Genomic DNA, 20,829 nt, shown 5'->3' with positions numbered 1-20,829 from the left:
TTCAAGGGCACGGAGGCGGCGGACGTGCTGCGCAGGAGCGGGGCCCGGCTGCTCTTCGTGACGGGGACGTTCCTGGGGACCTCGTACGTGGCGTCCCGCCGCGATCCCCGCGCCCGAGTCCTCGAACACCACGCAGTCCGCCGGAGCGATCCCGAGCTCCGCCGCCCCCTTCAGAAAGCCCTCGGGGTCCGGTTTGCTGGCGCCCACCGACTCCGCGGTCACCCGCACCGCCGGCAGCGGCAGCCCGGCGGCAGCCATCCGTGCCGTGGTCAGTGCCACGTCCGCCGAGGTCACCAGCGCGTGCGGCAGCCCCTGGAGGGAGGCGAGGAAGGCCGCGGCGCCGGGGATCTCCACCACGCCCTCCGTGTCGGCCGTCTCCTCCGCCAGCATCCGCGCGTTGTCCGCGAGGTTCTGCTTCATCGGCCGGTCCGGCAGCAGCACCGCCATGGACGCGTGCCCCTGGCGCCCGTGGACGACCTTCATGACCTCGTCGCCGTCCAGCCCGTGCCGTTCGGACCAGCGCCGCCAGATGCGCTCGACGACGGCGTCGGAGTTGACGAGGGTGCCGTCCATGTCGAGCAGGAGGGCGCGGGCGGTGAGGACGGTGGCCGTCATCGGGCAGCTCCTAGTGCACAGGCCGAAAAGCAGGCCGGGAAAAACAAGGCGGCCCCGCCCGCCGGTCAGGGAAAACGGGCGGGAGCCACTTTGTTTCTCTACGGTACAAAACAGAGGGGCGATCCCGCCACCGCCTTCGCCGACCGTTCACCGACTCTTCAGTTCGCGACGCCCCCGGGACGCGGCTGGCTCAGCCCGCGATCGCCTCCCACAGGCTCCACACGCCCAGCGTCAGCATCAGCATCGCCGCGATGCGCGTGATCAGCCGCAGCGGCACCTTCCTCATCAGCGCCTTGCCGCCGACGATGCCGAGCCCGGCCACCGCCCACAGGCCGAGCACCGCGCCGAGGCCGACGGACAGCGGGGCGTCGTAGCGCGCCGCGAGGTTCGCCGTCATGATCTGCGTGAGGTCCCCGAACTCGGCGACCAGGATGAGCGTGAACCCGGTGCCGGCGACCTTCCAGAAGGACTGGTCGGCCGGCCTGCGGATCTCCTCTTCCTCCTCGCCCTTCTTCAGCAGCAGCACGGCCGCGCCGCCGAGGAAGAGCACGCCGGTCAGCGCGTGCACGATCTGCTGCGGGAGCAGGGTCAGGGCACTGCCCGCCGCCACGGCGAGCACGACATGCAGCAGGAAGGCCGCGGCGACCCCGGCGAAGACGTACGACGCCCGGTAGCGCGTGCCCAGGACGAGACCGGCGAGCGCGGTCTTGTCGGGCAGTTCGGCGAGGAAGATGACGCCGAAGACGAGCGCCGTCACGGTGATGCTGATCAAGGGTCCTCAATCGGTCGGGCCGCCCCGCCGAGAGCACCGCACTTCGCAGACGAACACCTCGGCACGACAGCGCACACGGACACCCGCGCCGTACGGCACAGGCGTGCACTGCTTGCCGAAGGTCTCGCTGGCGGCGCCGTGACCGAGATGGCCGAGGTCCGCCTCCGGGCGCCGGCTCAGACGGACTGAGCAGTATGTCGACGGTCCGGCGAAGAGCTACTCCCCTTCAACGCCGTCAAGACTACGTGACCCCGACGTCGATCCCCAAGGCCGGGACCGTCGTCTGTGAGTCACGTCGCACCCCTTGTCGTGTCATGAACACGTCACTAGTTTCTTACCGAACGCTCACCCACCGGCAACACGGCGGCGCGAGCATTCCCTCGCTCGCGCTCCAACACCCCACCCCCACCAGGGAGTTCGCATGCCGAAGTTCTACGCGCGTCGACGGCTCAGCATACTCGCGGCTTTTACCGGACTCATAGCCTCCGCCGCACTGTTCAACTCCCCGAGCGCCTCCGCCGCGCTGCCCACCCCGGTCAGCGCGTCCACCGCCCGCACCTACCTCGCCTCGCTCACCGTGGCCACCGAGAACCGCACCGGCTACGCGCGTGACCTCTTCCCGACCTGGGACACCATCAGCGGCACCTGCAACACCCGTGAGTGGATCCTCAAGCGCGACGGCACGAACGTCGTCACCAACTCCGCTTGCACCGCCACCAGCGGCAGCTGGTACTCCCCCTACGACGGCGCCACCTGGACCGCCGCCTCCGACGTCGACATCGACCACCTGGTGCCGCTCGCCGAGGCCTGGGACTCCGGCGCCAGCGGGTGGACCACCGCGCAGCGCGAGGCCTTCGCCAACGACGTCACCCGCCCGCAGCTCCTCGCCGTCACGGACAACGTGAACCAGTCCAAGGGCGACAAGGACCCCGCCGAGTGGATGCCCTCGCTCACGTCCTACCGCTGCACCTACGTCCGCGCCTGGGTCCAGGTGAAGTACTACTACGACCTCTCCGTGGACTCCGCCGAGAAGAGCGCCCTCACCAGCTACCTCTCCGCCTGCTGAACCGGCCGGCCGGCTCTCTTCCCCTGCCTCTTTCCCTGCCTCTTTCCCTGCCTTTCTCCGCGTCGGAACCTCCCCGCCGGCCTCCGTAGTTCCGTACCGTACGGGGCGACGGGGGCGAACGACCGAGGAAGAGGCGGGGCGACCGTGACCGGACTGCGCCTGGGACCGCTGCTGAGATACACCGACGGCTCGTCGGCGACCGTCTGGGTCGAGGCGAGCCGTCCGTGTACCGCCGAGGTGCGCTGCGCGGACGGCGCCGCCGGCACCGCGCGCACCTTCCAGGTGGCCGGCCACCACTACGCCCTGGTCCCGGTGACCGGGCTGACTCCGGGGACGTCACCGTCGTACGACGTCTTCCTCGACGGCACGCGCGTGTGGCCGCTGCCCGGCTCCCCTTTCCCGCCCTCGGTGATCCGCGTCCCGGCCGCGGGCGCCGGCCTCGACGTCGTCTTCGGCTCCTGCCGCTGGGCCGCTCCCCCGGCCGACGGCCATGACCCGGTCGGCCCGGACGCCCTGGACAGCCTGGCCGCCCGCCTCGCCGCCGGTGGTGCGCGGCCGGACGTGCTGCTGCTGTTGGGCGACCAGGTGTACGCCGACGAGACCTCGGCGGCCACCCGGCACTGGCTGGCCGCCCGCCGCGGCCTCGCGGACCCGCCCGGCGCCGAGGTCGCGGACTACGAGGAGTACACCCGCCTCTACCACGAGTCCTGGCTGGACCCGGAGGTGCGCTGGCTGCTCTCCACCGTGCCCAGTTGCATGATCTTCGACGACCACGACGTGATCGACGACTGGAACACCTCCGCGGCCTGGCTCGCCGACCTGCGCGCCACGCCGTGGTGGCAGGAGCGGCTGCTGAGCGGGCTGATGTCGTACTGGGTCCATCAGCACCTGGGGAACCTGTCCCCCGCCGAGCTGGCCGCCGATCCGCTGTACGCGGCCGTACGCTCCGCCCCCGACGGCACCGACGAACTGCGCGCCTTCGCCGCGAAGGCCGACGCCGACCCGGCCTCGGTGCGCTGGAGTTACCGACGTGACTTCGGGCGGGTCCGGCTGCTGATGGTGGACACCCGGGCGGCCCGGGTGCTCGACGAGCAGAGCCGCGCCATGCTCGACCCCGGCGAGGCCGCGTGGCTGCGCGAACAGGCGCTGGAGGGCCGGGAGTCGTACGACCATCTCCTGGTCGGCACCTCACTGCCCTGGCTGCTGCCGCACCTGATACACGACGTCGAGAACTGGGACGCGGCACTGTGCCGGGGCGAACACGGCGCCCGCTGGGCACGGTTCGGGGAACGGCTGCGCCGCGCGGCCGACCTGGAGCACTGGGCGGCTTTCCCGGCGTCCTTCGCGGAGCTGGCCGGCCTGTTCGCCCGGACCGGCTCCGGGCCCGAGGCGCCCGCCTCCATCTGCGTGCTCTCCGGAGACGTCCACCACGCGTACGTCGCCGAGCCCGCGTGGCCCGCCGGGACCGCGCCCGACTCCCGCGTGCTGCAACTGACTTGCTCCCCCGTCCACAACTCCGTGCCGCCGACGATCCGGGTCGGCTTCCGGTTCGGCTGGAGCGCCCTGGCCCGGCTCCTCGGGCGGCGCCTCGCCCGGCACGGGCGCTGTGCGCGACCGCCGGTGACCTGGCGGAAGAGGGGCGGGCCGTGGTTCGGCAACCAGCTCATGACGCTGACGCTGCACGGCCGTTCGGCCCGGCTGCGGCTGGAGCGGGCCCGGCGGGACGGGACCCTGGAGACCCTGGAGGAGTCCGTCCTCACCACCTCTTGAGGGACAGCTGGACGACAACCGGGTCGCGTGGGGGGCGCGTCGGCCTCCGCCGACCGCGACGGCACGATGAGCGGACCGTCCGCTTCCCGATCCCGTGCGGAGGGTGCTCCTGCCCTGGGCCCCCACCCCGCCAGGGAGTCGGAGTCACGTCCCACATGACCTTTCACCGCCCCCCTCTTTACTGAACATACGAAGCCCCCGTGACACTCCTGTCACACCACCCGCGTACGCTGTACGGCTGTCGCCGGGGGGCGCAACAGGACAATCGCGGGGGAACCGTCGTGTGGGAAAGCATGGGGTCGTTGGAGGCCGGGCCATGGATATACGCCATGGTGGCCCTCTCCGTGCTCCTGGACGTGTTCCTGCCGGTCCTGCCGAGCGGCGTACTGGTCATCACCGCCGCCACGGCAGCGGCGGCGGGCACCGGCGCCTCGGCCGGACAGGTCCCGCCGCACGCCCTGGCGGACATCCTGGCGCTGACCCTCTGCGCGGCGACCGCGTCGGTCCTCGGTGACCTGGTCGCCTACCGGCTCGCCCGGCGCGGCGGGGCCCGCCTGGACCGCGCGATCGCCCGCTCCCGGCGGCTGAGCGGCGCGCAGGAACGCCTCGGCGAGGCCCTCTCCCGGGGCGGCGGCGCGCTGGTGGTGCTGGCCCGCTTCGCCCCGGCCGGCCGCTCGATCGTCTCCCTCGGCGCCGGCGCCACCCACCGCAGCGTCCGCGACTTCCTCCCCTGGTCCGCCCTGGCCGGCCTGACCTGGGCGATCTACAGCGTCGCCCTCGGCTGGCTGGGCGCCCAGTGGCTGGGCGCGACCTGGATGGCCACGGCCGTATCGGTGGCAGCCCTGTTCGGCGCGGGAGCGGGCGCGGGCTACCTGATGCGAAGACGCCGCCCGGCCTGACCCGCCGGCCGATCCAACCGCAGGCGCCGCACCGGGGACACCCCGGGAGAGACATCCGGCAAGCGGCCCCACCCCCGCCTCAGCCCCCGCCCGCGGCCGCCTGCCCCCGCACCTCCAGTCCCCCCAGCAGCGCGGCGGTCGCCTCCGCGACCGCGTCCACCGCCCGCTCGAACACCTCCCGATTGTGCGCGGCCGGCGCCCGGAACCCGGACACCTTCCGCACGTACTGCAACGCGGCAGCACGGATCTCCTCCTCCGTGGCCTCCTCGGCCAGCTGAGGCGGACGCAGGGTCTTGATACTCCGGCACATGTCCCCAGTCTCCCGCAGCACCCCTCCCTCCTGCGAGGATCTTCCCGAGGCGGCCACCGATCCCGGGGCCGACCGACGAGAGGAACCCCCTCCCATGCCGACCCCCAACGCCCCCACCCCCCACCTCACCGTCGCCGTCCTCGGCCCCGGCGGTGTCGGCGGCCTGCTCGCCGCCCTGCTCTCCCGCGCCGGCCACCGCGTCCTGTGCCTGGCGGGCGAGGAAACGGCGCACACGCTCCGCACCACCGGAATCCACGTCCGCAGCCCCCACTTCGGCGACTTCACGGCCCCCGTGGACGCCGACACGGCCCTCCGCGAACCCGTCGACGCCTGCCTGATCACCGTCAAGGCCACCGCCCTGGACGCGGCCCTCACCCGGATCCCGCCCGCGGCCCTCGGCGACGCCCTTCTCATACCGTTCCTGAACGGCGTCGAACACCCCGCGCTGCTGCGCGCCCGCTACACCCCCGGCCACGTGGCCCCGGCCGTGATCCGCGTCGAGTCGACCCGCACCGCCCCCGGCCGCGTCGCACACACCAGCCCCTTCGCGGAGATCGACCTGACCGGCGCCAAGGTCCCCCGCCCCCGCCTGGAGGCCCTGGCCGAGGCCCTGACCGCCGCGGGCCCCGCCACCCGCGTCCTGGAGGACGAGACCACCGCCCTCTGGGCGAAGATGGCCTTCCTTGCACCGCTCGCCCTGCTCACCACCCGCTACGGCCTCCCCCTGGGCGAGGCCCGCACCCGGCACCGCGAGGAACTGGCGTCCCTCGTGGCGGAGACGGCGGCCGTCAGCCGCGCCTGCGGCGCCCCCGTCGACCCGGCCCAGGCGCTGGCCCGGTACGACGCCTTCCCGCCCGCCACCAAGTCCTCGATGCAGCGCGACGCGGAGGCCGGCCGCCCCCTCGAACTCGACGCGATCGGAGGCGCGTTGCTGCGCGCGGCGGACCGGCACGGCGTACCCGTGCCGGTGACGGCCCGCATCGTCAGGGAACTGCGCGAGGCCGGACGCTAGCGGCCGTCCCGCCCGGGGCCAGGTCCGCCCGCACCCCCGGACGTACCTCCGGGGGTGCGGGCGGCGGCGATGAACGCGGCCATCTTCTCGCGGCTCTTCACCCCCGGCGCGGTCTCGACACTGCTGGAGACGTCCACGCCGTAGGGCCCGAACTCCTCGATGACACCGGCCACGTTGTGCTCGTCGAGGCCGCCGGCGATCACCACGTTCCCCGGCACGTCGCCGACCCACCCGGGGATGTCCGCGAACACGCCGCTGCCCGCGCTGGCGTCGTAGAAGAAGTACCGGAGCGCCTCCGGCTTCTCGGGCGGGGTGCCGGAGGCGAGCGCGAGGTTCGGGATGTCGGCGGTCTCGTAGATCTGGATGACGTCGAAGTGCTCGGCGACGGCCGCCGTCTCGGCGTACGCCAGGGCCACCGCGAAGACGGGAATCCGCCCCCGGGCGTGCCCGGCGAGCGCCACGGCCCTTCCGGGCGGGCAGTACCGCTTGCTCTTCGGGGTGACGACGATCCCGACGGCGTCGTACCCCAGTTCGACGGCCCAGTCGATCTGCTGCTCCTGGGTGAGCCCGCACACCTTCACGAACGTCGACCGCTGCCCGCTCATCCGCCCCTGCTCCGTTCTCCCGCCCAGCGGGAACGTGATCGTGCCGTCGCCCTCAGGCTCTCATCGCGGGCCGGGGCCGGGCGGGAGCCCCGACGGATCGCGGCCCGTCTCCCCCGGCCTCGCCGCCTCCCGGGGCACCCGCGGTGTGCGGCGCTGACCTGCGTTCGCACCGCGCAGTGCGAACCCACAAGCCGACAGGTCATCAGACCGCCGTTCCCATGTGGTCACCGACGCCGACAACCGAATCAACCTGCCGCCGAGCGCCTCGACTTGACGCGTGTGCTCCAGCCGCACCACAGGGGCGCCGCCGGAGCCATGGAGCGCCGGACCGCCGGACCGCGACAGCGCTCGGCATCCGGTACGTGAGGTCACCACGGGGTCGTCCGGGGCGCGTGGGTCCGTGGGCGGCTGTCGCGGTACGGTGTGCGGCAGTCGATCGCCCGTTCCGTGATCGCTGACCCACGAGGGGGTTTCATGAATCACCGCCGCCTGCGCCACCGCCGCAGAATGATCGCCGTAGCGGTCGGCTCGGCGGGTGCGCTGGCCGTTGTACTGGGTGTGGGGCTGACGTCGGCGATGGCCACCGGGACGTCGTCAGCCACCCCTGCGCCCACCACGTCCTCGTCCGCCCCGAGCACGCCCTGGGCGCCCGAGAACGACGAGGCGCCGCTGGGCCACCAGAAGGCCGTACACCCTCAGACTCTCTCGGCCGGCCGCAAGGCCGCGTCCGCTCTGCAGCTCAAGATACCCGCACCGAGCGGGAAGTACAGCGTGGGCATGGTCGGCCTGCACCTCGTCGACAAGTCCCGTACGGACCCGTACGTGTCCGGCAGCACGTCCCGCGAGCTGATGGTGTCGCTCTGGTATCCGGCCACCTCCACGTCCGGCCACTATCAGGCGCCGTGGATGCCGTCGATCTCCGGCGCCCACTTCCTCGCCACGCGCGGGCTGTCGCCGCAGCTGGTCACGCTGCCGACCACGGCGGGGCATGTTCTCGCCCCGGTGAACACCACGCTCGGCAAGCTGCCCGTCCTGCTGTACTCGACCGGGCTGCACTCGGACCGTGCGATGGGCACCGCACTCGTCCAGGATCTCGCCAGCCGCGGCTACCTCGTCGTCACCGTCGACCACACCCACGACGCCAACGAGGTGCAGTTCCCCGGCAACCGGCTCGAGGTCAACAAGATGCCGGCGGGCGCCCATTCCTCCGACACGCTCAAGGTGCGCGCGGCCGACATCAAGTTCGTCATCAACCAGCTCTCCACGCTCAGCAAGGGCGGCAACCCGGACGCCGGCAAGGCCACCCTCCCCTCCGGGCTGACGAAGTCGGTCGACATGTCCCGGATCGGGATGTTCGGCTGGTCGCTGGGCGGCGCGGCGGTCGACACCGCCATGCAGCTCGACAGCCGTATCGACGCCGGTGCCAACCTGGACGGCCAGTTCTTCGGGACAGCTCCGAGCAAGGACCTGAACCGCCCCTTCATGCTCTTCAGCTCCGGCGGCCACAACCGCAACAACGACGCGTCGTGGCGCACGCTGTGGTCGCACCTGAAGGGATACAAGGTCGACATCAAGCTCAAGGGCGCGGCGCACCTGTCCTTCAGCGACAACGAGTGGATGGTGGCCCAGGAGGCGCGCCTGCTCGGAATCTCCCAGGCGCAGCTCCAGCAGCAGTACGGCACGATCGACCCGAACCGCGCGATCGCGGTCCAGCGCGTCTATCTGGCGGCCTTCTTCGACCAGGAGCTGCGCAAGCAGCACAGCACCCTGCTCGACGGGTCCAACAGCAAGTACCCGGAGATCTCTTTCGTCCGCTGACCGAACAGCCGGCCGGACAGCTGACCGGACATCCGAAGGGCGGGTCCTGCTCGTGGGTCCGCCCTTCGGCTCGCCGTGGGACCGCATGCGTCGGCCGTCATATCCGGTGTCCCGGTTCACACGTACGAAACAGGCGTGAAAGTGTGATGGTTATGTAATCACGTGACGCTAGAGTGTTCGCCCTGTAGAACGTCCGGGCGCTCGGCGCCAATTGACAAAGGATCTCCTGCCCTGCCCTCCGCCCCCCGGGCGCCGCGCCGACACCGCACCCGCCGCCGCGCCGATATGCCGATGCTTGGCGGGGTGCGCCCGCCGATCGCCTCACTCGTCGTACTCCTGCTGGTGGTCGCCGCCCTGACCATGATCGGCCTCGACGGCGTCCACGCCACAGGTGTGCCGCAGGCCGTGTCGGACGGGGAGCAGCAGATCGCCGCCGACACCGCGCTGTCGATGCGCACCACGATCGACGTCGAGGCGAGCACGGTACGCCGTACGGCCAAGGCGTACCCTGCGACGAGCACCTCGACCCCCGCGACCACGCTCAAAGCACTTACCTCTGCCAGGAAGGGGGTCCTGGGCAGTGCGCTGCTCGACCCGCAGACCGGCAAACTGCTGGCGGCCGGCGGCAAGACGGTGCAGCTGGCCGGGGTGGACGTCGCCAGGACGGCATCCGGGCACGGGGCGATCCCGCCCCGTCTGGTGACGTCGGACGGCACGCGGCAACTGCTGTACTTCGCCAAGGTCACGCTGCCCGCGCAGCAGGAGGACGCCAACCAGGACCAGAACCAGGTCCCGAGCGGGCCCGAACGGCAGTGGCTGCTGGTGGTCTCCGAGGCGCTCCCCGCCCCCACGGCGTACGGCGACGGACGCACCGCCGAGGTGCTGGACGCGAGCGGCACCCCGCTCGCCACCAGGTCCCACGGGACGGCGTCGCCGGTCGCCGCCGACAGCGGTCTGCCCTCGGCGGCGACCCGCGCGGCGAAGGGATCGGGACGTGACACCGACGCCTCGGGAAGCCTGCTGGGCGCCGCCGCGGGCAGCCGGCGCACGGTGGCCGGCTGGGCCCAGGTCGCTTCGACGACCGGTCCGGGCGACACCGACGACCTCGGTCTGGTGGTACTCACCTTCCGCGCGGTGCCCGCCACGACCACCGCCGTCGACTACTCGGGCTTCGCGCTCCAGGCCGCGGGGGCGCTGGTCGTGCTCGCGCTGCTGCTCGGGCTGGCTCTGCACTTCTTCCTACAGCGACCGCTGCTGTGGCTCTACCTGTCCGCCGGGCGCCTGGCCCGGGGCGCGACCGAGGACGGACCGACCGCGTGGGAGGGGCTGTCCCGGCCGGTGCCGGTGAACGGCTTCGGGGAACTGGCCCGGATCGGGCGGGCACTGGAGTCCCTGCGCCGGCAACTGCTCGGCGAGAGCGGCCCGCAGGAGTTCCCGGTCCGGCGCGGACCGGGCTACCGGGCGCTGGCCGGGGTCGGCGTGCTGGTGGTGGCCTGCTGGGCGGTGCCGATGATCTTCATGCTGAACCGGGCGGACACCGCGACCGCGGTGCCGGCTTCGGTCCTCGCCGTCCAGCAGACACGCACCGAGATCGCGTCGAACCGGGTCCGGCAGTCCCTCGACCAGTTGTACACCGACCTGAGTGACGCGGCCGAAAGGCTGCCGGGCAGCAACCGAGCCGCCCAGACCGAGGTGCTGCGGCGCACCCTCGCCGACCACAAGCAGTACCGCTCGCTGTATCTCCTGGACCGATCGGGCGGCATCACGCTGCGCGTGGGCGGGTCACCGCTGCGCACCATCGTCCACGTGCCCGGCGGCAACGGGATCACCACCGTCAACACCTCGGGCCGCATCCCGGCGATCGCCGCCTACACCCAGGTCCGGGCCGCCAAGGGCAAGACCCCGGCGGCCGGCGTGGTCCTGTTCGGCGAGATCGACGTGAAGGCACTCAACTCCATTCTGTCCAGGCCGAAACTGGGCAGCGTCTGGGTGACGGACGCCGACGACAGGGTGCTGGCGGCGAACGTGGGCTACCGCGCCTTCCAGTCGCTGCCCGACTCCGGTCTGAGCCGTCTCGCCCGCGCCACCCAGGGCGCCCCGGGAACCGCGGGCACCGCGACCTCACGGGTGCTCCGCACGTCCTCCGGTCCATCCGTCGACGGTGCCGCACCGCTGGCGCAGAGCGGTCCGACGGCCCGCCTCGGCTGGCACGTGGTGACCGCGGAACCCGCGGCAGCGCTCCAGATTCCCGCGGTGCAGGCCGAGCAGCGCACCATGCTCGCGGGGATCCTCGGCCTCACCATGGGCGCTGCCTGCCTGGGCTGGCTGCATGTCGTGGTGGTCCGGCCGCTGCGCTCGGTCGCGGTGCTCGTCGAGCGGCTCGCCGGCGGAGACCGCCGCACGGTGCTGCACCCGGTCAACCACGACGAGATCGGCTCGGTCACCCGCAGCCTGGAACTGATGCGCCAGGCCCTGGCGGAACGCGACCGGGCGGCCAGATCCGGCCACGCCGCCGGGCCCTCCCCGTCCCTGCATCAGACCACCCTCCAGCGATAGAAGGACGGAATCGACATGCTTTTCCTCTATGTCATAGTCCTGCTGTGCTGCGCCGGACTGTGGGTCGCCGGAATCGTGGAGCAGCAGCGGCACTTCGCCTCGCTGGAGCAGATACCGACGCGGGTGCTGGTCAACGGCATCCGCGGCAAGAGTTCGATCACCCGGCTGTGCGCGGGCGCGCTGCGCGGCGGCGGCCTGGTCACGGTGGCCAAGACCACCGGCACCGCGGCCCGGTTCATCCATCCGGATGCCACCGAGGAGCCGGTGTACCGCAAGTTCGGGCTGTCCAACATCGTCGAACAGATCGGCATCGTGCGGCGGGCGGCGACCTACCGGCCGGACGCGCTGGTGATCGAGTGCATGGCGGTGATGCCCGCGCTGCAGGAGATCAACCAGGAGAAGCTGATCCGTTCCACGATCGGCGTGCTGTGCAACGTCCGCGAGGACCACCTGGAGGAGATGGGACCGACGCTGGACGACGTCGCCCGCTCGCTCTCCCGCTCGATGCCGGTGGGCGGGGTGTGCGTGACCGCGGAGAAGGACCGGCTGCACATTCTCCAGGAGGAGGCCGACAAGCGGAACTGCCGTCTGATCTCGGTCGATCCCGAGTCGGTGACCGACGCGGAGCTGCGCGGCTTCAGCTGGTTCACCTTCAAGGAGAACGTGGCGATCGCGCTGGCCGTCGCCGAACTGCTCGGCGTGGAACGGCAGACCGCGATGCAGGGCATGTGGGACGCGCCGCCCGACCCGGGCGTGCTGTCGGTGGAGCGCTATGTCACCCCCGACGGCAAGCAACTGCGGTTCGCCAACGTCTTCGCGGCCAACGACCCCGAGTCGACGCTCATGAACGTCCAGCAGTTGGAGGATCTGGGGGCGATCAGACGGCCTCTCAACGTGGTCATCAACTGCCGCCCGGACCGGGTGGAGCGCAACGGCCAGATGGGCGCTATCGTCCCCGACCTCGCCGCCGAGACAGTGTTCCTGATCGGCCACCCGACCAAGAGCGCCCGCGATGCGATTCCGGCCGCCTTCACCGGGCGGGTGGTGGATCTCGGCGGCGACCGCCGGGACCCCGAGGAGGTGACCGAGGCGATCCTCGCGGAACTCGGCCCGGCCTCCTCGCTGGTGGCGATCGGCAACATCCATGGCCAGGGCGAGCTGTTCCTGGAATGCCTCGCCGGGCTGCCGCTGGACGACTCCGAGGATCTGTTCGACGCCGTTCCCCAGGGCGACGGCCTGGACCAGGAGACCATGCAGATCGCGCTGGTCCGGCCGCAGGTCGCGATGGGCCGGCCGCCCGAGCCGGAACCGTACAGCTGGGTGGCACCGCTGGAGACAACCCACAGCTTCCACATCCCGGATCAGCGCGAACTCGCCCGCCAGTTCGCCGCCCGCCACGGCCGGCCCGACAGCCAGAGCGCCACAGACGACCCGCGCTACGCCTACGGCCAGTCCCAGTCCACGAGGAACCCGTGATCCCCGCCAACCTCACCGCACAGACCGCCGCACTCGGGATCGCCCTCGGGCTGGTCTTCTCGCTCGTCTGCTATCTGACCACCAATCTCTCCCCCGGAGGGATGATCACCCCGGGCTGGATCGCCCTCACGCTCGTCACCGACGTGCAGATGGCCGGGCTGATGGTGGGTGTGGCGGCGCTCACGTACTTCATGACGAGGCTGCTGCAGCGCACCGTGATTCTCTATGGCAAGCGGCTGTTCGCCGCCGTGGTGCTGAGCGCGGTGCTGATACAGACCACCGTGATGCTCGCCCTCAGCCACGAGTTCCCGCTGCTGTACACGTCACAGACCCTTGGCTTCATCGTCCCCGGTCTGGTCTCCTACCAGATGGTCCGTCAGCCGATGGCGGCCACGGTCATCACGACCACGGCCGTGACGCTGGCCACGTACGTGGTGCTGGTCTCCGGTCTGCTGATCGGCGTCCTGCCCACCGGGTGACCTGCCCACCACCCTCTCGCCCCGTACTTCCAGGAGGATCGGCCATGCACTCCCACTCCGCCGGCAGAGGCAGCCGCCCGACTCGCCGCGCTCTGCTCGGGACGATCGCGGGTGTGACGGCCGCCGGGGTGACGGGCGGGTACGCCTGGAACCGCCTCGGGCACGACAGCAGCAGCGGCGACGGCGGCAGCGGCAGCGGCAGCGGCAGCGGCGGCACCGCCGCCGACGGCACGGGCACTGGTTCGAGCGCCGGGAAGCGGACCTTCGAGCGGCTGTCCGCCCCCGACCGCACCGTGGTCCGTGCCGCCGACGGCGGCACGCTCGCCACGTTCACCGACGGAGCCCGTACGGCCGTGCTCACCGGGCGCACCCGCAGCTTCAGCGAGCCGCGGACCACCGAGGCCACGGTGACCACGGACGCCTGGGTGCGGGTGCTGCCGCACGCGTGGCAGCGGGGCATGGAGAAGTCCGCCTGGTTCGAGGGCTGGTTCGGCAAGACGCTCGGCGACACCAGCCCGGACGTCTTCGCGGTGGCGTTCCAGTACAGCAGCGCGGGGGCGCCCGACAAGCACAACGCCGACGGCGTGCGCTACGCGGGCACCGCACACTTCGGCCCGCGCAATGCCGCGGTCAACAACCCGTTGGACTTCGCCTACCACGACGAACAGTCCGACTTCTACGACTATCTGGGCATTCCCTGGACCTTCCCGGATGGCTCCCGCGTGCAGCCGGAGCAGGCCCGCTACGGCGACGTCGACTGCTCCGGCTTCCAGCGTCTGGTGTGGGGCTACCGCATGGGCATCCCCCTGCACAACACCAACACCCGGGGCACCGGTCTGCCGCGCCGCGCCTTCGCCATCGCCGCCTACGGTCCCGGCCGCCTGGTGATCCCGCACACCGGCAAGGAGCAGGCCACCGACCTGGGCATCCTGCAACCCGGCGATCTGGTGTTCTTCGCCATCATCAAGGACCGGCCGGACTTCATCGACCACTGCGGCATGTACATGGGCCTCGACGACCAGGGCCGGCACCGCTTCTACTCCAGCCGCTCCGCCGCCAACGGCCCCACTCTGGGCGACCTGTCCGGTCGCTCGCTGCTGGACGGCACCGACTTCTACGCCCGCGGCTTCCGGTCGGCCCGCCGCCTGTGATTCCGCCGCCGGTGCACCGCGGCTCCACCTGACCTGCTGAACCGAGGACCACTGCCATGACCGCCATCCCCGCCGCCCGGCCCACCGGAGCGCACCGAGGCCGCCGGGCGGCGAACCGCCGACCCGGCCTGCCGGAAGACGCCCCGCGCTGGGAGCGCCCGGCGCTCGCCGCGGTGCTGGCCGTCGCCACGCTGCTGTACTCCTGGGGCATCGGGCACGCCGCGCTCCACCCCTTCTACGGTGCGGCGATACGGTCGATGGCCGGCAGCTGGCGGTCCTTCTTCTTCGGTGGGCTCGACGTCAGCGGTTCGGTCAGCATCGACAAGCTGCCCGGCGCCCTGTGGCCCGACGCCGTCTCCGTCTGGCTCTTCGGCCCGCACACCTGGGCGGCCGCTCTTCCGCAGGTCGTCGAGGGCGTGCTCACCGTATGGCTGCTGCACCGGATCGTACGGGTCTGGGCCGGGCCCTTCGCCGCGCTGATCGCCGCGCTGGCGCTCACCGTCACCCCGGTCACCGTGGTCCTCAACCGGGCCACCATCCCGGACACCGCGCTCACTCTGCTCCTGGTGGCGGCCGCGGGAGCGCTGCAGAAGGCGGTGCGCACCGAGCGGCTGCTGCCGCTGATCACCTGCGGGATCTGGGTCGGGCTCGCCTTCCAGGCGAAGATGCTGCAGGCGTGGCTGGTGCTGCCGGTCTTCGCCGCGGTGTACCAAGTCGTCGCGCCCGGAACGCCGGTGAAGCGGGCTCTGCGCGTCCTGCTGGGCGGTGTGGTCGCGCTGACGGTCTCCTGCTTCTGGCTGCTGATCGCCTGGTCGACACCGGCGGCCGCCCGCCCTTACCTCGACGGAACGTCCAACAACAATCCGTTCACCCTGGTCTTCGGCTACAACGGCCTGAGCCGCTTCAGCAGCGACTCGACCGTGTTCGGTGCCGTCGCGGGCACCGCCACCAGCCGCACCACCGGCAACACCGGCTGGGACATGCTGATCAACCAGACGGTCGGCCCCCAGGTCGCCTGGTTCCTGCCGCTCGCCGTGCTCGCCGCGGTCCTCGGCATCGTCTGGCGTGCCGGTCAGCCGCGAACCGACATGCTGCGCGCGGGATTTCTGATGTGGGGCGGCTGGCTGGCCGTGCACGCCGTGGTGTTCAGCGCCTCCAACGGCAACCACGCCTACTACATGGCCGTCATCGCCCCGGCGCTCGCCGCGCTGGCCGGCGGCGGGCTCGCGCTCTTCCGGTCGGAGTACGAGTCGGCGTACGAGCCGAAGCGCGGGTCGGAGCACGAACCGGAGCACGGGTCGGAGCAAGGGGCGGAGCACGAACCGGAGCACGAACCGGAGCGCTGGTCGCCGTACCTGCCGGCGCACACATCGGAGGGCTGGTCGCCCTACGTGTCAGCGTACGGATCCGAGCACGGATCCGAGCACGGATCCGCGCACGCATCCGCGCACGAATCGGAACACCGGTCCGAGGACGAATCGGGCGGCCGGCGGCACATGGCGCTGCCGGCGGCGATCGTACTGACGGCGGCATGGGCGCTGGTGCTCGACTGGCCCACCCGATTCGTCTCCTGGCTGCTGCCGGTCGCCGTGATGCTCGCGCTGTGCGGCGTGGCGGGCCTGTGGGCCCGTGGCCCGCGCACCTCCTCGCGGATGGTCCACGCGGCCCTCGCCTCCGGAATCGCAGCCACCCTGGTCGCACCGGCCGGCTGGGCCGCATCCAGCATCAACCCGCTCTACGCGGGCGCTGCCACAGCGCCGATAGCCGGTCCGGTCGGCAACGCGTACTACGACAGCGTCCGTCAGCACCACGCTCCGCGGCGGGTAGGTCTCGACCGGCCCAGCGCCCGCGACACCGCCCTGCTCGACTACCTCACCAAGCACCGCCGCGGCGAGAAGTACCTGCTGGCCACCCAGGCCGCCTACGGCGCCGAGCCCCTGCTGCGTGCGAAGTCCGAACCCATCCTCGTCATGGGCGGCTTCACCGGCAACACCCCCTTCCCCACCGCCCGGCAGCTCGGCAGCCTCGTCGCCACCCACCAGCTGCGCTATGCGCTGCTCACCACCCAGCGCCCCACCACTGCGGTCACCACCTGGGTGAAGTCCCACTGCGCCCGAATCCAGCCCACCGCCTACGGCCGCAGCATCGGCAGCAGCTTCACCCTCTACGACTGCAACCCCCAGAAGTGAGACCGACGGGCCCGTGCCCGGAGCAGCCACTCGATCCCTGCCGACCTGTAGTGCTCTCGGGACCCGCCTGAGCCGGATGCGGTCAGCACCGCAGGTCCGGTTCCGGGGGCGCCGGGGATCAGCGCTGGTCCCCGGCCACCGGCCACACTCGAACACATGAACCCCACGAACGAGCTCGCCACTCAAATTCGAACAGGCGTACCATTGCCGCGTGGCTGCGACCTATGACTTTCCGAGTGACCTTCTCGCCGGTCAGGAGGAGCTGCATCAGGTCCGGGCCGAGCTGTCGGCCCTGCTGAAGCGGCTCCCCTGGTCGGTCGTGCCGCTGGACGGATTCAGCGACGACAGCGGCTGGCGCAAGGTGGAGCGTCCCGCCTCGCCGGGCTGGACCGAGGACCAACAGGCCGAAGTGGAGAAGCTGCGCCGCCGCGAACACGAGCTCGCGGTGTTCGTCAGCGGCCACCGTTTCTGGACGGAGACAACGGGACCGGACCGCATGGACGCCCGAAGCCGCCTCAAGCACGCACACGAGGAGGACTGAGAACACGAGAAGACCCCGGCCGATCCGGCCGGGGTCTTCCTCGAAGTGGGCGCGGACGGTTTCGAACCGCCGACATCCTGCTTGTAAGGCAGGCGCTCTACCCCTGAGCTACGCACCCGAGACGATTCGACAGCCTACATCGTCCCTGGCTCCGTCCCGCAATTCCGTTTTCCGGATCGTGCCCGAGGGCGCGCCGGCCCGATCGCCGCGGCCGCAGCGCCGATGCGGGTGCCCCGCGCGAGCGGAGTCGGGGGCGGGAGGCGAACTGCTGCCCCCGGCCGACGAAGTGATCACGCGAACCGCGAACTGACCGCCCCGTGTGTTCGTCTTTCACGGGTGGGAGAATGATGTGGCCCCCAGAGCACAGGGCGTACCGCGGCACGGGAGAGGGATGTGACGGCGACAACGGCGACACCCGGGCAGTCGTATTCGCCTCCCGCACCGCCCCGGCGCGGTACCGCCGCCGCCCTCCGGGACGTCCTCGTCCTCATGAGTCTGCCGCTGGCGGCCGTGCTCGTGGTGCCCGGGGCGTTCGCCGGTGGGGGGACCCGGCGGTGGTTCGGGGGGCGGGCCGAGAGTCAGCGGGCCGAGGCTCAGGCGGCCAAGGACGCCGCCGCGGCCGCCTTCTACGAGCTGGACACCGCCCAGCGGGATCTGCGGATCTCCATAGAGACCATCTCCGCCGTCGACGACTCGCCGGCCGCCCGTCGTGCCGTCTCCGACTTCGAGGCGCTGGGGCGGCGGATCGACGAAGTGAGCAACCGTTACATCCAGGCCATCGACGCCTATGACCTGGACCGGGATGATCTGGAGGCCGCCGCCGCCTCGCGGGCCCGGGGGGAGATCACCCGCGCCAAGGACGAGCTTGTCGCGGTCAAGCGGGAGCTGGACCGATTCGGGGAGTCGCTCGCGCCGCTGCTCGGCAAGGCCGAGACGCAACTGGCGCGGCTCGCGCCCGCCGTGGAGCGGGCCCGGCAGGCGCTGCTGGCGGCCAGCAACGCGCTGGACGCCGTACGGAAGACGCAGCTGCGGGCCGATGATCTCGCGGCTCGGCTGGCCGCCCTCTCTCCCGAGTTGACCAAGCTCAATCAGGGGGCCGCGCAGCACGGCGCGCAGGCCACGCTGGAGCGGGCCGGGCGGGTGCAGCGGGAGGCCGAGGCGATCCGGGTCGAGGCGGAGCGGCTGCCGGAGAAAGCCGCCGAGATCGATCACCGGCTGGTGAGCCTGCGGACGCGCGCGCAGGCGCTGACCACCCGGGCCGGGCAGGTGGACCCGGTCCTGAGCGAGCTGCGGCGGCGGTTCGCGGCGGCCTGCTGGCAGGATCTTCAGCAGGTGCCCGAGCAGGCCGCCCAGAACGTACGGCAGGCCGAGCGAAAGCTCACGGAGGCGCAGGCCGCGCGGGACGCGCAGAAGTGGGCCGAGGCCACCTCGCTGCTGGCCACCGTACGGGCGCTGCTCAACAGCACCGACGAGGCCGTGTCGGCGGCCGGTGACCGGCTGAGCCGGCTGAACGCCGTGCAGAAGGATCCGCAGCAGGAGGTCGAGCGGACCCGGTTCGCGATCCGGGACGCGCAGCGGCTCGCGATGTCGGGGCGGACCAGCCCCGATCCGCGGCACGCGCGCCCGCTGGACGACGCGGTGGCGCGGCTGGACCGGGCGGTCGGATCGTTGCAGGGGCGGCACCCGGACTACTGGCACTTCCTGACGGAGACGGAAGCGGTACGGCAGTCGGTCGCGCAGGTGGTCACTCGGATCCGGGAGGACCGGGGCACCGGCGGTCACTGAGGCGTTTGCCGAAGCGCCGTCGCGGGCGGATATTGGGTAGCGTCCCGCATTCAACACCAGGAGGCGGAGATGGCCTCACACGTCACGCACCCGGGGACGCGGCGGAAGAAGATCACCTTCGACGAGGCGCTGCCCGTCGACCACCGCCTGAACAGGGTCTACCGGATCGGGGCGGGCCTGATGGGCCTGTTCCTGCTGGCCTTCGGCATCCTCGGACTCACCGACAACATCGGCTTCTTCGACACGGGCGGGAACACCGCGATCGGCCTGAACACGAACGGCGCGCTGAGCGTGCTGTCGATCTGTGTCGGGCTGCTGCTCTTCGTCGGCATGGTGGTCGGCGGGAACTTCGCGTCCACGCTGAACATGGTGCTCGGCGTGCTGTTCATCCTGAACGGCTTCCTGTTCCTCGGCCTGCTCGGCACGGACGCGGACTTCCTGGCCTTCAGGATCCAGAACGTGCTGTTCAGCTTCGTGGTGGGCCTGGTGCTGATGGTGTTCGGGATGTACGGCAGGGTCAGTACGAACCTGCCGCACGACAACCCGTACTGGCGGGCCCGCCACCCCGAGGCGGAGCCGCGGGCCGGATCAGAGCCTCGGGTGCGGTAGGCGTAGTGGTCGTTCGTGCGTAGGCCCGTCTTGATGGGCCCGTTTCGGGGGGGGACGATCACTCAGTCCCAAGGGGTCCGATGCCCAGGTCCTCGCGCATGAGACGACGCATCTGAGCCATGGCCGTGCGCCGCTGCGCTATCAGGGGTGCTTCCTCGGCAGATCCGACAGCCACCCCCCGGGCGTAGGCGTCGCGCATCGCACGCCAACTGTAGAACGCCTCGTTCCCTGCCGCCACGACCTGGGGCGGGCCCACGAGCCAGAGGCGCTCACTTGCTGTGTAGATACCGCTGCCACGGAAGGTTTCCCGCACGGCGGAATCACGCGCCGAGTCGGACATGTGATCGCCCAAGGCGACGGCGCGTATCTCTTCACCTGCGGCTTTAAGGGCGGAAACGAACTCGGTGTACACCTCGCGCCGTACCTCCAGCGCGTGCCTGGCCTCCTCTCGCCGCCACCGGTTGCGATCTCCGATCAGAGTGGCCGAGATGCCGATGACGGCACCGGCCAGTGTAGAGAGCAGAGGCATCCAGTCCATGTGCCGCAGCTTGTCCGAACCGGTGCGCCAGCACCAGTGGTCCCACTACAGACGCGGCACCCGCGGCGGCCGGCGGTTACGGGACAGCCTTCAGGCGGTACGCCTGCTCCGCCAGTACAGGTATGCGCCGGAAACAGTACACACAAGACTTGGCAACAAAAATACGGCCTCCCAGGGCCCATGGCCACGGAGAATTCTCGAGACAGCGAAAAGACCCATCCCAAGACCCAGAAAAATGTTGGACCAGGCAGCAGTAGAACTCAGATCCCGCGCAGGACCGATAACCGTGTACACACCCGCAAGATGTAGTAGGGCTCCCGACACAAGGAGTCCCGCCACACCAAACCCGGCGATATATGCGACTATTTCCACAGGTATCCTTTTCCGAGGCGTTTCGGTCCCAGCCATTGGGTGCTTGCGGGTAAATCTGGACCAGGCGGCACGCCGACTCGGCCCCGCAGTTCGACGTGCAGCGAAATAGCCTTCGTAAAATGACCCCAGGCAGGGTCCTTGCGCATGTGTCCGGCGATACGCCTTCAACTGAGGACGGTTGTAAGGCACCTGGCAGGAAGGTGCCTCGACGGCTCACCGGTATGTACGGCCGGGGGGGGGGGGGGGCGCCGGCGGGGCGCCCCCCC

18 protein-coding genes and 1 tRNA gene are annotated in these 20,829 nt (G+C 71.2%); 13 read left to right on the top strand and 6 right to left on the bottom strand.

What is annotated here, in order from left to right:
* Positions 1–615: HAD-IA family hydrolase (locus AB0P24_RS45715; protein ID WP_365805046.1), on the bottom strand; the 615-nt coding region annotated here is incomplete at its 3' end.
* A 190-nt stretch (positions 616–805) separates the two neighbouring features.
* Positions 806–1,387 carry a TMEM165/GDT1 family protein gene (locus AB0P24_RS45710; RefSeq protein WP_365805044.1) on the bottom strand — a complete coding sequence of 194 codons (582 nt, stop codon included), beginning with the start codon at positions 1,385–1,387 and terminating at the stop codon, positions 806–808.
* Between the two features lie 421 nt (positions 1,388–1,808).
* Between AB0P24_RS45710 and AB0P24_RS45705 the strand changes: the two genes are divergently transcribed.
* The 3 genes from AB0P24_RS45705 to AB0P24_RS45695 all read left to right on the top strand — a co-directional run bounded on the left by AB0P24_RS45705 (position 1,809) and on the right by AB0P24_RS45695 (position 5,122).
* Complete coding sequence (locus AB0P24_RS45705) at positions 1,809–2,453, top strand: HNH endonuclease family protein (RefSeq protein ID WP_365805042.1); 645 nt, start codon at positions 1,809–1,811, stop codon at positions 2,451–2,453.
* A 144-nt stretch (positions 2,454–2,597) separates the two neighbouring features.
* A complete protein-coding gene (locus AB0P24_RS45700) occupies positions 2,598–4,223 on the top strand; it encodes an alkaline phosphatase D family protein (RefSeq protein WP_365805040.1) in 1,626 nt (541 codons plus the stop codon).
* Between the two features lie 281 nt (positions 4,224–4,504).
* Complete coding sequence (locus AB0P24_RS45695; RefSeq protein ID WP_365805038.1) at positions 4,505–5,122, top strand: VTT domain-containing protein; 618 nt, start codon at positions 4,505–4,507, stop codon at positions 5,120–5,122.
* Positions 5,123–5,201: 79 nt separating this feature from the next.
* Here the strand turns inward: AB0P24_RS45695 and AB0P24_RS45690 are convergent, their stop codons facing one another.
* Positions 5,202–5,432 (bottom strand): DUF2277 domain-containing protein, encoded by a 231-nt coding sequence (locus AB0P24_RS45690; RefSeq protein WP_365805036.1) that lies wholly within the window; start codon positions 5,430–5,432, stop codon positions 5,202–5,204.
* Between the two features lie 94 nt (positions 5,433–5,526).
* On the opposite strand from AB0P24_RS45690, the gene AB0P24_RS45685 reads away from it, so the two are divergent.
* On the top strand, positions 5,527–6,444 hold the full coding sequence (locus AB0P24_RS45685; RefSeq protein ID WP_365805034.1) for a 2-dehydropantoate 2-reductase: 918 nt from the start codon (positions 5,527–5,529) through the stop codon (positions 6,442–6,444).
* On the opposite strand, the gene AB0P24_RS45680 is transcribed toward AB0P24_RS45685, so the two are convergent.
* Positions 6,441–7,049, bottom strand: a complete 609-nt coding sequence (locus tag AB0P24_RS45680; protein WP_365805032.1) for a hypothetical protein — start codon at positions 7,047–7,049, stop codon at positions 6,441–6,443. The two genes, AB0P24_RS45685 and AB0P24_RS45680, sit on opposite strands and share 4 nt — an antisense overlap.
* A 474-nt stretch (positions 7,050–7,523) precedes the next feature.
* Between AB0P24_RS45680 and AB0P24_RS45675 the strand changes: the two genes are divergently transcribed.
* The 7 genes from AB0P24_RS45675 to AB0P24_RS45645 all read left to right on the top strand — a co-directional run bounded on the left by AB0P24_RS45675 (position 7,524) and on the right by AB0P24_RS45645 (position 17,259).
* Positions 7,524–8,867, top strand: coding sequence for a hydrolase (locus AB0P24_RS45675; protein ID WP_365805030.1), 1,344 nt, complete (start codon positions 7,524–7,526; stop codon positions 8,865–8,867).
* 303 nt (positions 8,868–9,170) lie between these two features.
* A complete protein-coding gene (locus tag AB0P24_RS45670) occupies positions 9,171–11,423 on the top strand; it encodes a cache and HAMP domain-containing protein (protein WP_365805028.1) in 2,253 nt (750 codons plus the stop codon).
* A 15-nt stretch (positions 11,424–11,438) separates the two neighbouring features.
* Entirely contained in the window at positions 11,439–12,899 is a 1,461-nt protein-coding gene (pgsB, locus tag AB0P24_RS45665; protein ID WP_365805026.1) for a poly-gamma-glutamate synthase PgsB, read from the top strand.
* Positions 12,896–13,378, top strand: a complete 483-nt coding sequence (locus tag AB0P24_RS45660; protein ID WP_365805024.1) for a poly-gamma-glutamate biosynthesis protein PgsC/CapC — start codon at positions 12,896–12,898, stop codon at positions 13,376–13,378. The genes pgsB and AB0P24_RS45660 overlap by 4 nt, the downstream gene beginning before the upstream one ends.
* 44 nt (positions 13,379–13,422) lie before the next feature.
* Positions 13,423–14,529, top strand: coding sequence for an NlpC/P60 family protein (locus AB0P24_RS45655; protein WP_365805022.1), 1,107 nt, complete (start codon positions 13,423–13,425; stop codon positions 14,527–14,529).
* Between the two features lie 56 nt (positions 14,530–14,585).
* A complete protein-coding gene (locus AB0P24_RS45650) occupies positions 14,586–16,718 on the top strand; it encodes a glycosyltransferase family 39 protein (RefSeq protein ID WP_365805020.1) in 2,133 nt (710 codons plus the stop codon).
* A 211-nt stretch (positions 16,719–16,929) separates the two neighbouring features.
* On the top strand, positions 16,930–17,259 hold the full coding sequence (locus AB0P24_RS45645; protein ID WP_365805018.1) for a hypothetical protein: 330 nt from the start codon (positions 16,930–16,932) through the stop codon (positions 17,257–17,259).
* 46 nt (positions 17,260–17,305) lie between these two features.
* Here the strand turns inward: AB0P24_RS45645 and AB0P24_RS45640 are convergent.
* Positions 17,306–17,377: transfer RNA gene (locus AB0P24_RS45640), tRNA-Val, on the bottom strand.
* Between the two features lie 275 nt (positions 17,378–17,652).
* Between AB0P24_RS45640 and AB0P24_RS45635 the strand changes: the two genes are divergently transcribed.
* Both AB0P24_RS45635 and AB0P24_RS45630 read left to right on the top strand, forming a co-directional pair.
* Positions 17,653–19,044, top strand: coding sequence for a hypothetical protein (locus AB0P24_RS45635; RefSeq protein ID WP_365805016.1), 1,392 nt, complete (start codon positions 17,653–17,655; stop codon positions 19,042–19,044).
* A 69-nt stretch (positions 19,045–19,113) separates the two neighbouring features.
* Positions 19,114–19,653, top strand: coding sequence for a DUF4383 domain-containing protein (locus AB0P24_RS45630; RefSeq protein ID WP_365805014.1), 540 nt, complete (start codon positions 19,114–19,116; stop codon positions 19,651–19,653).
* A 58-nt stretch (positions 19,654–19,711) separates the two neighbouring features.
* Here the strand turns inward: AB0P24_RS45630 and AB0P24_RS45625 are convergent, their stop codons facing one another.
* Positions 19,712–20,191 carry a hypothetical protein gene (locus AB0P24_RS45625; RefSeq protein ID WP_365805012.1) on the bottom strand — a complete coding sequence of 160 codons (480 nt, stop codon included), beginning with the start codon at positions 20,189–20,191 and terminating at the stop codon, positions 19,712–19,714.
* Positions 20,192–20,829: the final 638 nt, after the last annotated feature.

It is taken from the genome of Streptomyces sp. NPDC086519, from assembly GCF_040686075.1.
Lineage (GTDB): Bacteria > Actinomycetota > Actinomycetes > Streptomycetales > Streptomycetaceae > Streptomyces > Streptomyces shenzhenensis.
This window is presented reverse-complemented; position numbering and strand designations above follow the sequence as displayed.

Excerpts from the sequence above, each read along its gene's own strand:
- AB0P24_RS45680 (WP_365805032.1), bottom strand. The coding sequence starts at position 7,049 with ATGAGCGGGCAGCGGTCGACGTTCGTGAAGGTGTGCGGGCTCACCCAG.
- AB0P24_RS45625 (WP_365805012.1), bottom strand. The coding sequence starts at position 20,191 with ATGGACTGGATGCCTCTGCTCTCTACACTGGCCGGTGCCGTCATCGGC.
- pgsB (WP_365805026.1), top strand. The coding sequence starts at position 11,439 with ATGCTTTTCCTCTATGTCATAGTCCTGCTGTGCTGCGCCGGACTGTGG.
- AB0P24_RS45675 (WP_365805030.1), top strand. The coding sequence starts at position 7,524 with ATGAATCACCGCCGCCTGCGCCACCGCCGCAGAATGATCGCCGTAGCG.
- AB0P24_RS45650 (WP_365805020.1), top strand. The coding sequence starts at position 14,586 with ATGACCGCCATCCCCGCCGCCCGGCCCACCGGAGCGCACCGAGGCCGC.
- AB0P24_RS45630 (WP_365805014.1), top strand. The coding sequence starts at position 19,114 with ATGGCCTCACACGTCACGCACCCGGGGACGCGGCGGAAGAAGATCACC.
- AB0P24_RS45705 (WP_365805042.1), top strand. The coding sequence starts at position 1,809 with ATGCCGAAGTTCTACGCGCGTCGACGGCTCAGCATACTCGCGGCTTTT.
- AB0P24_RS45690 (WP_365805036.1), bottom strand. The coding sequence starts at position 5,432 with ATGTGCCGGAGTATCAAGACCCTGCGTCCGCCTCAGCTGGCCGAGGAG.
- AB0P24_RS45685 (WP_365805034.1), top strand. The coding sequence starts at position 5,527 with ATGCCGACCCCCAACGCCCCCACCCCCCACCTCACCGTCGCCGTCCTC.
- AB0P24_RS45655 (WP_365805022.1), top strand. The coding sequence starts at position 13,423 with ATGCACTCCCACTCCGCCGGCAGAGGCAGCCGCCCGACTCGCCGCGCT.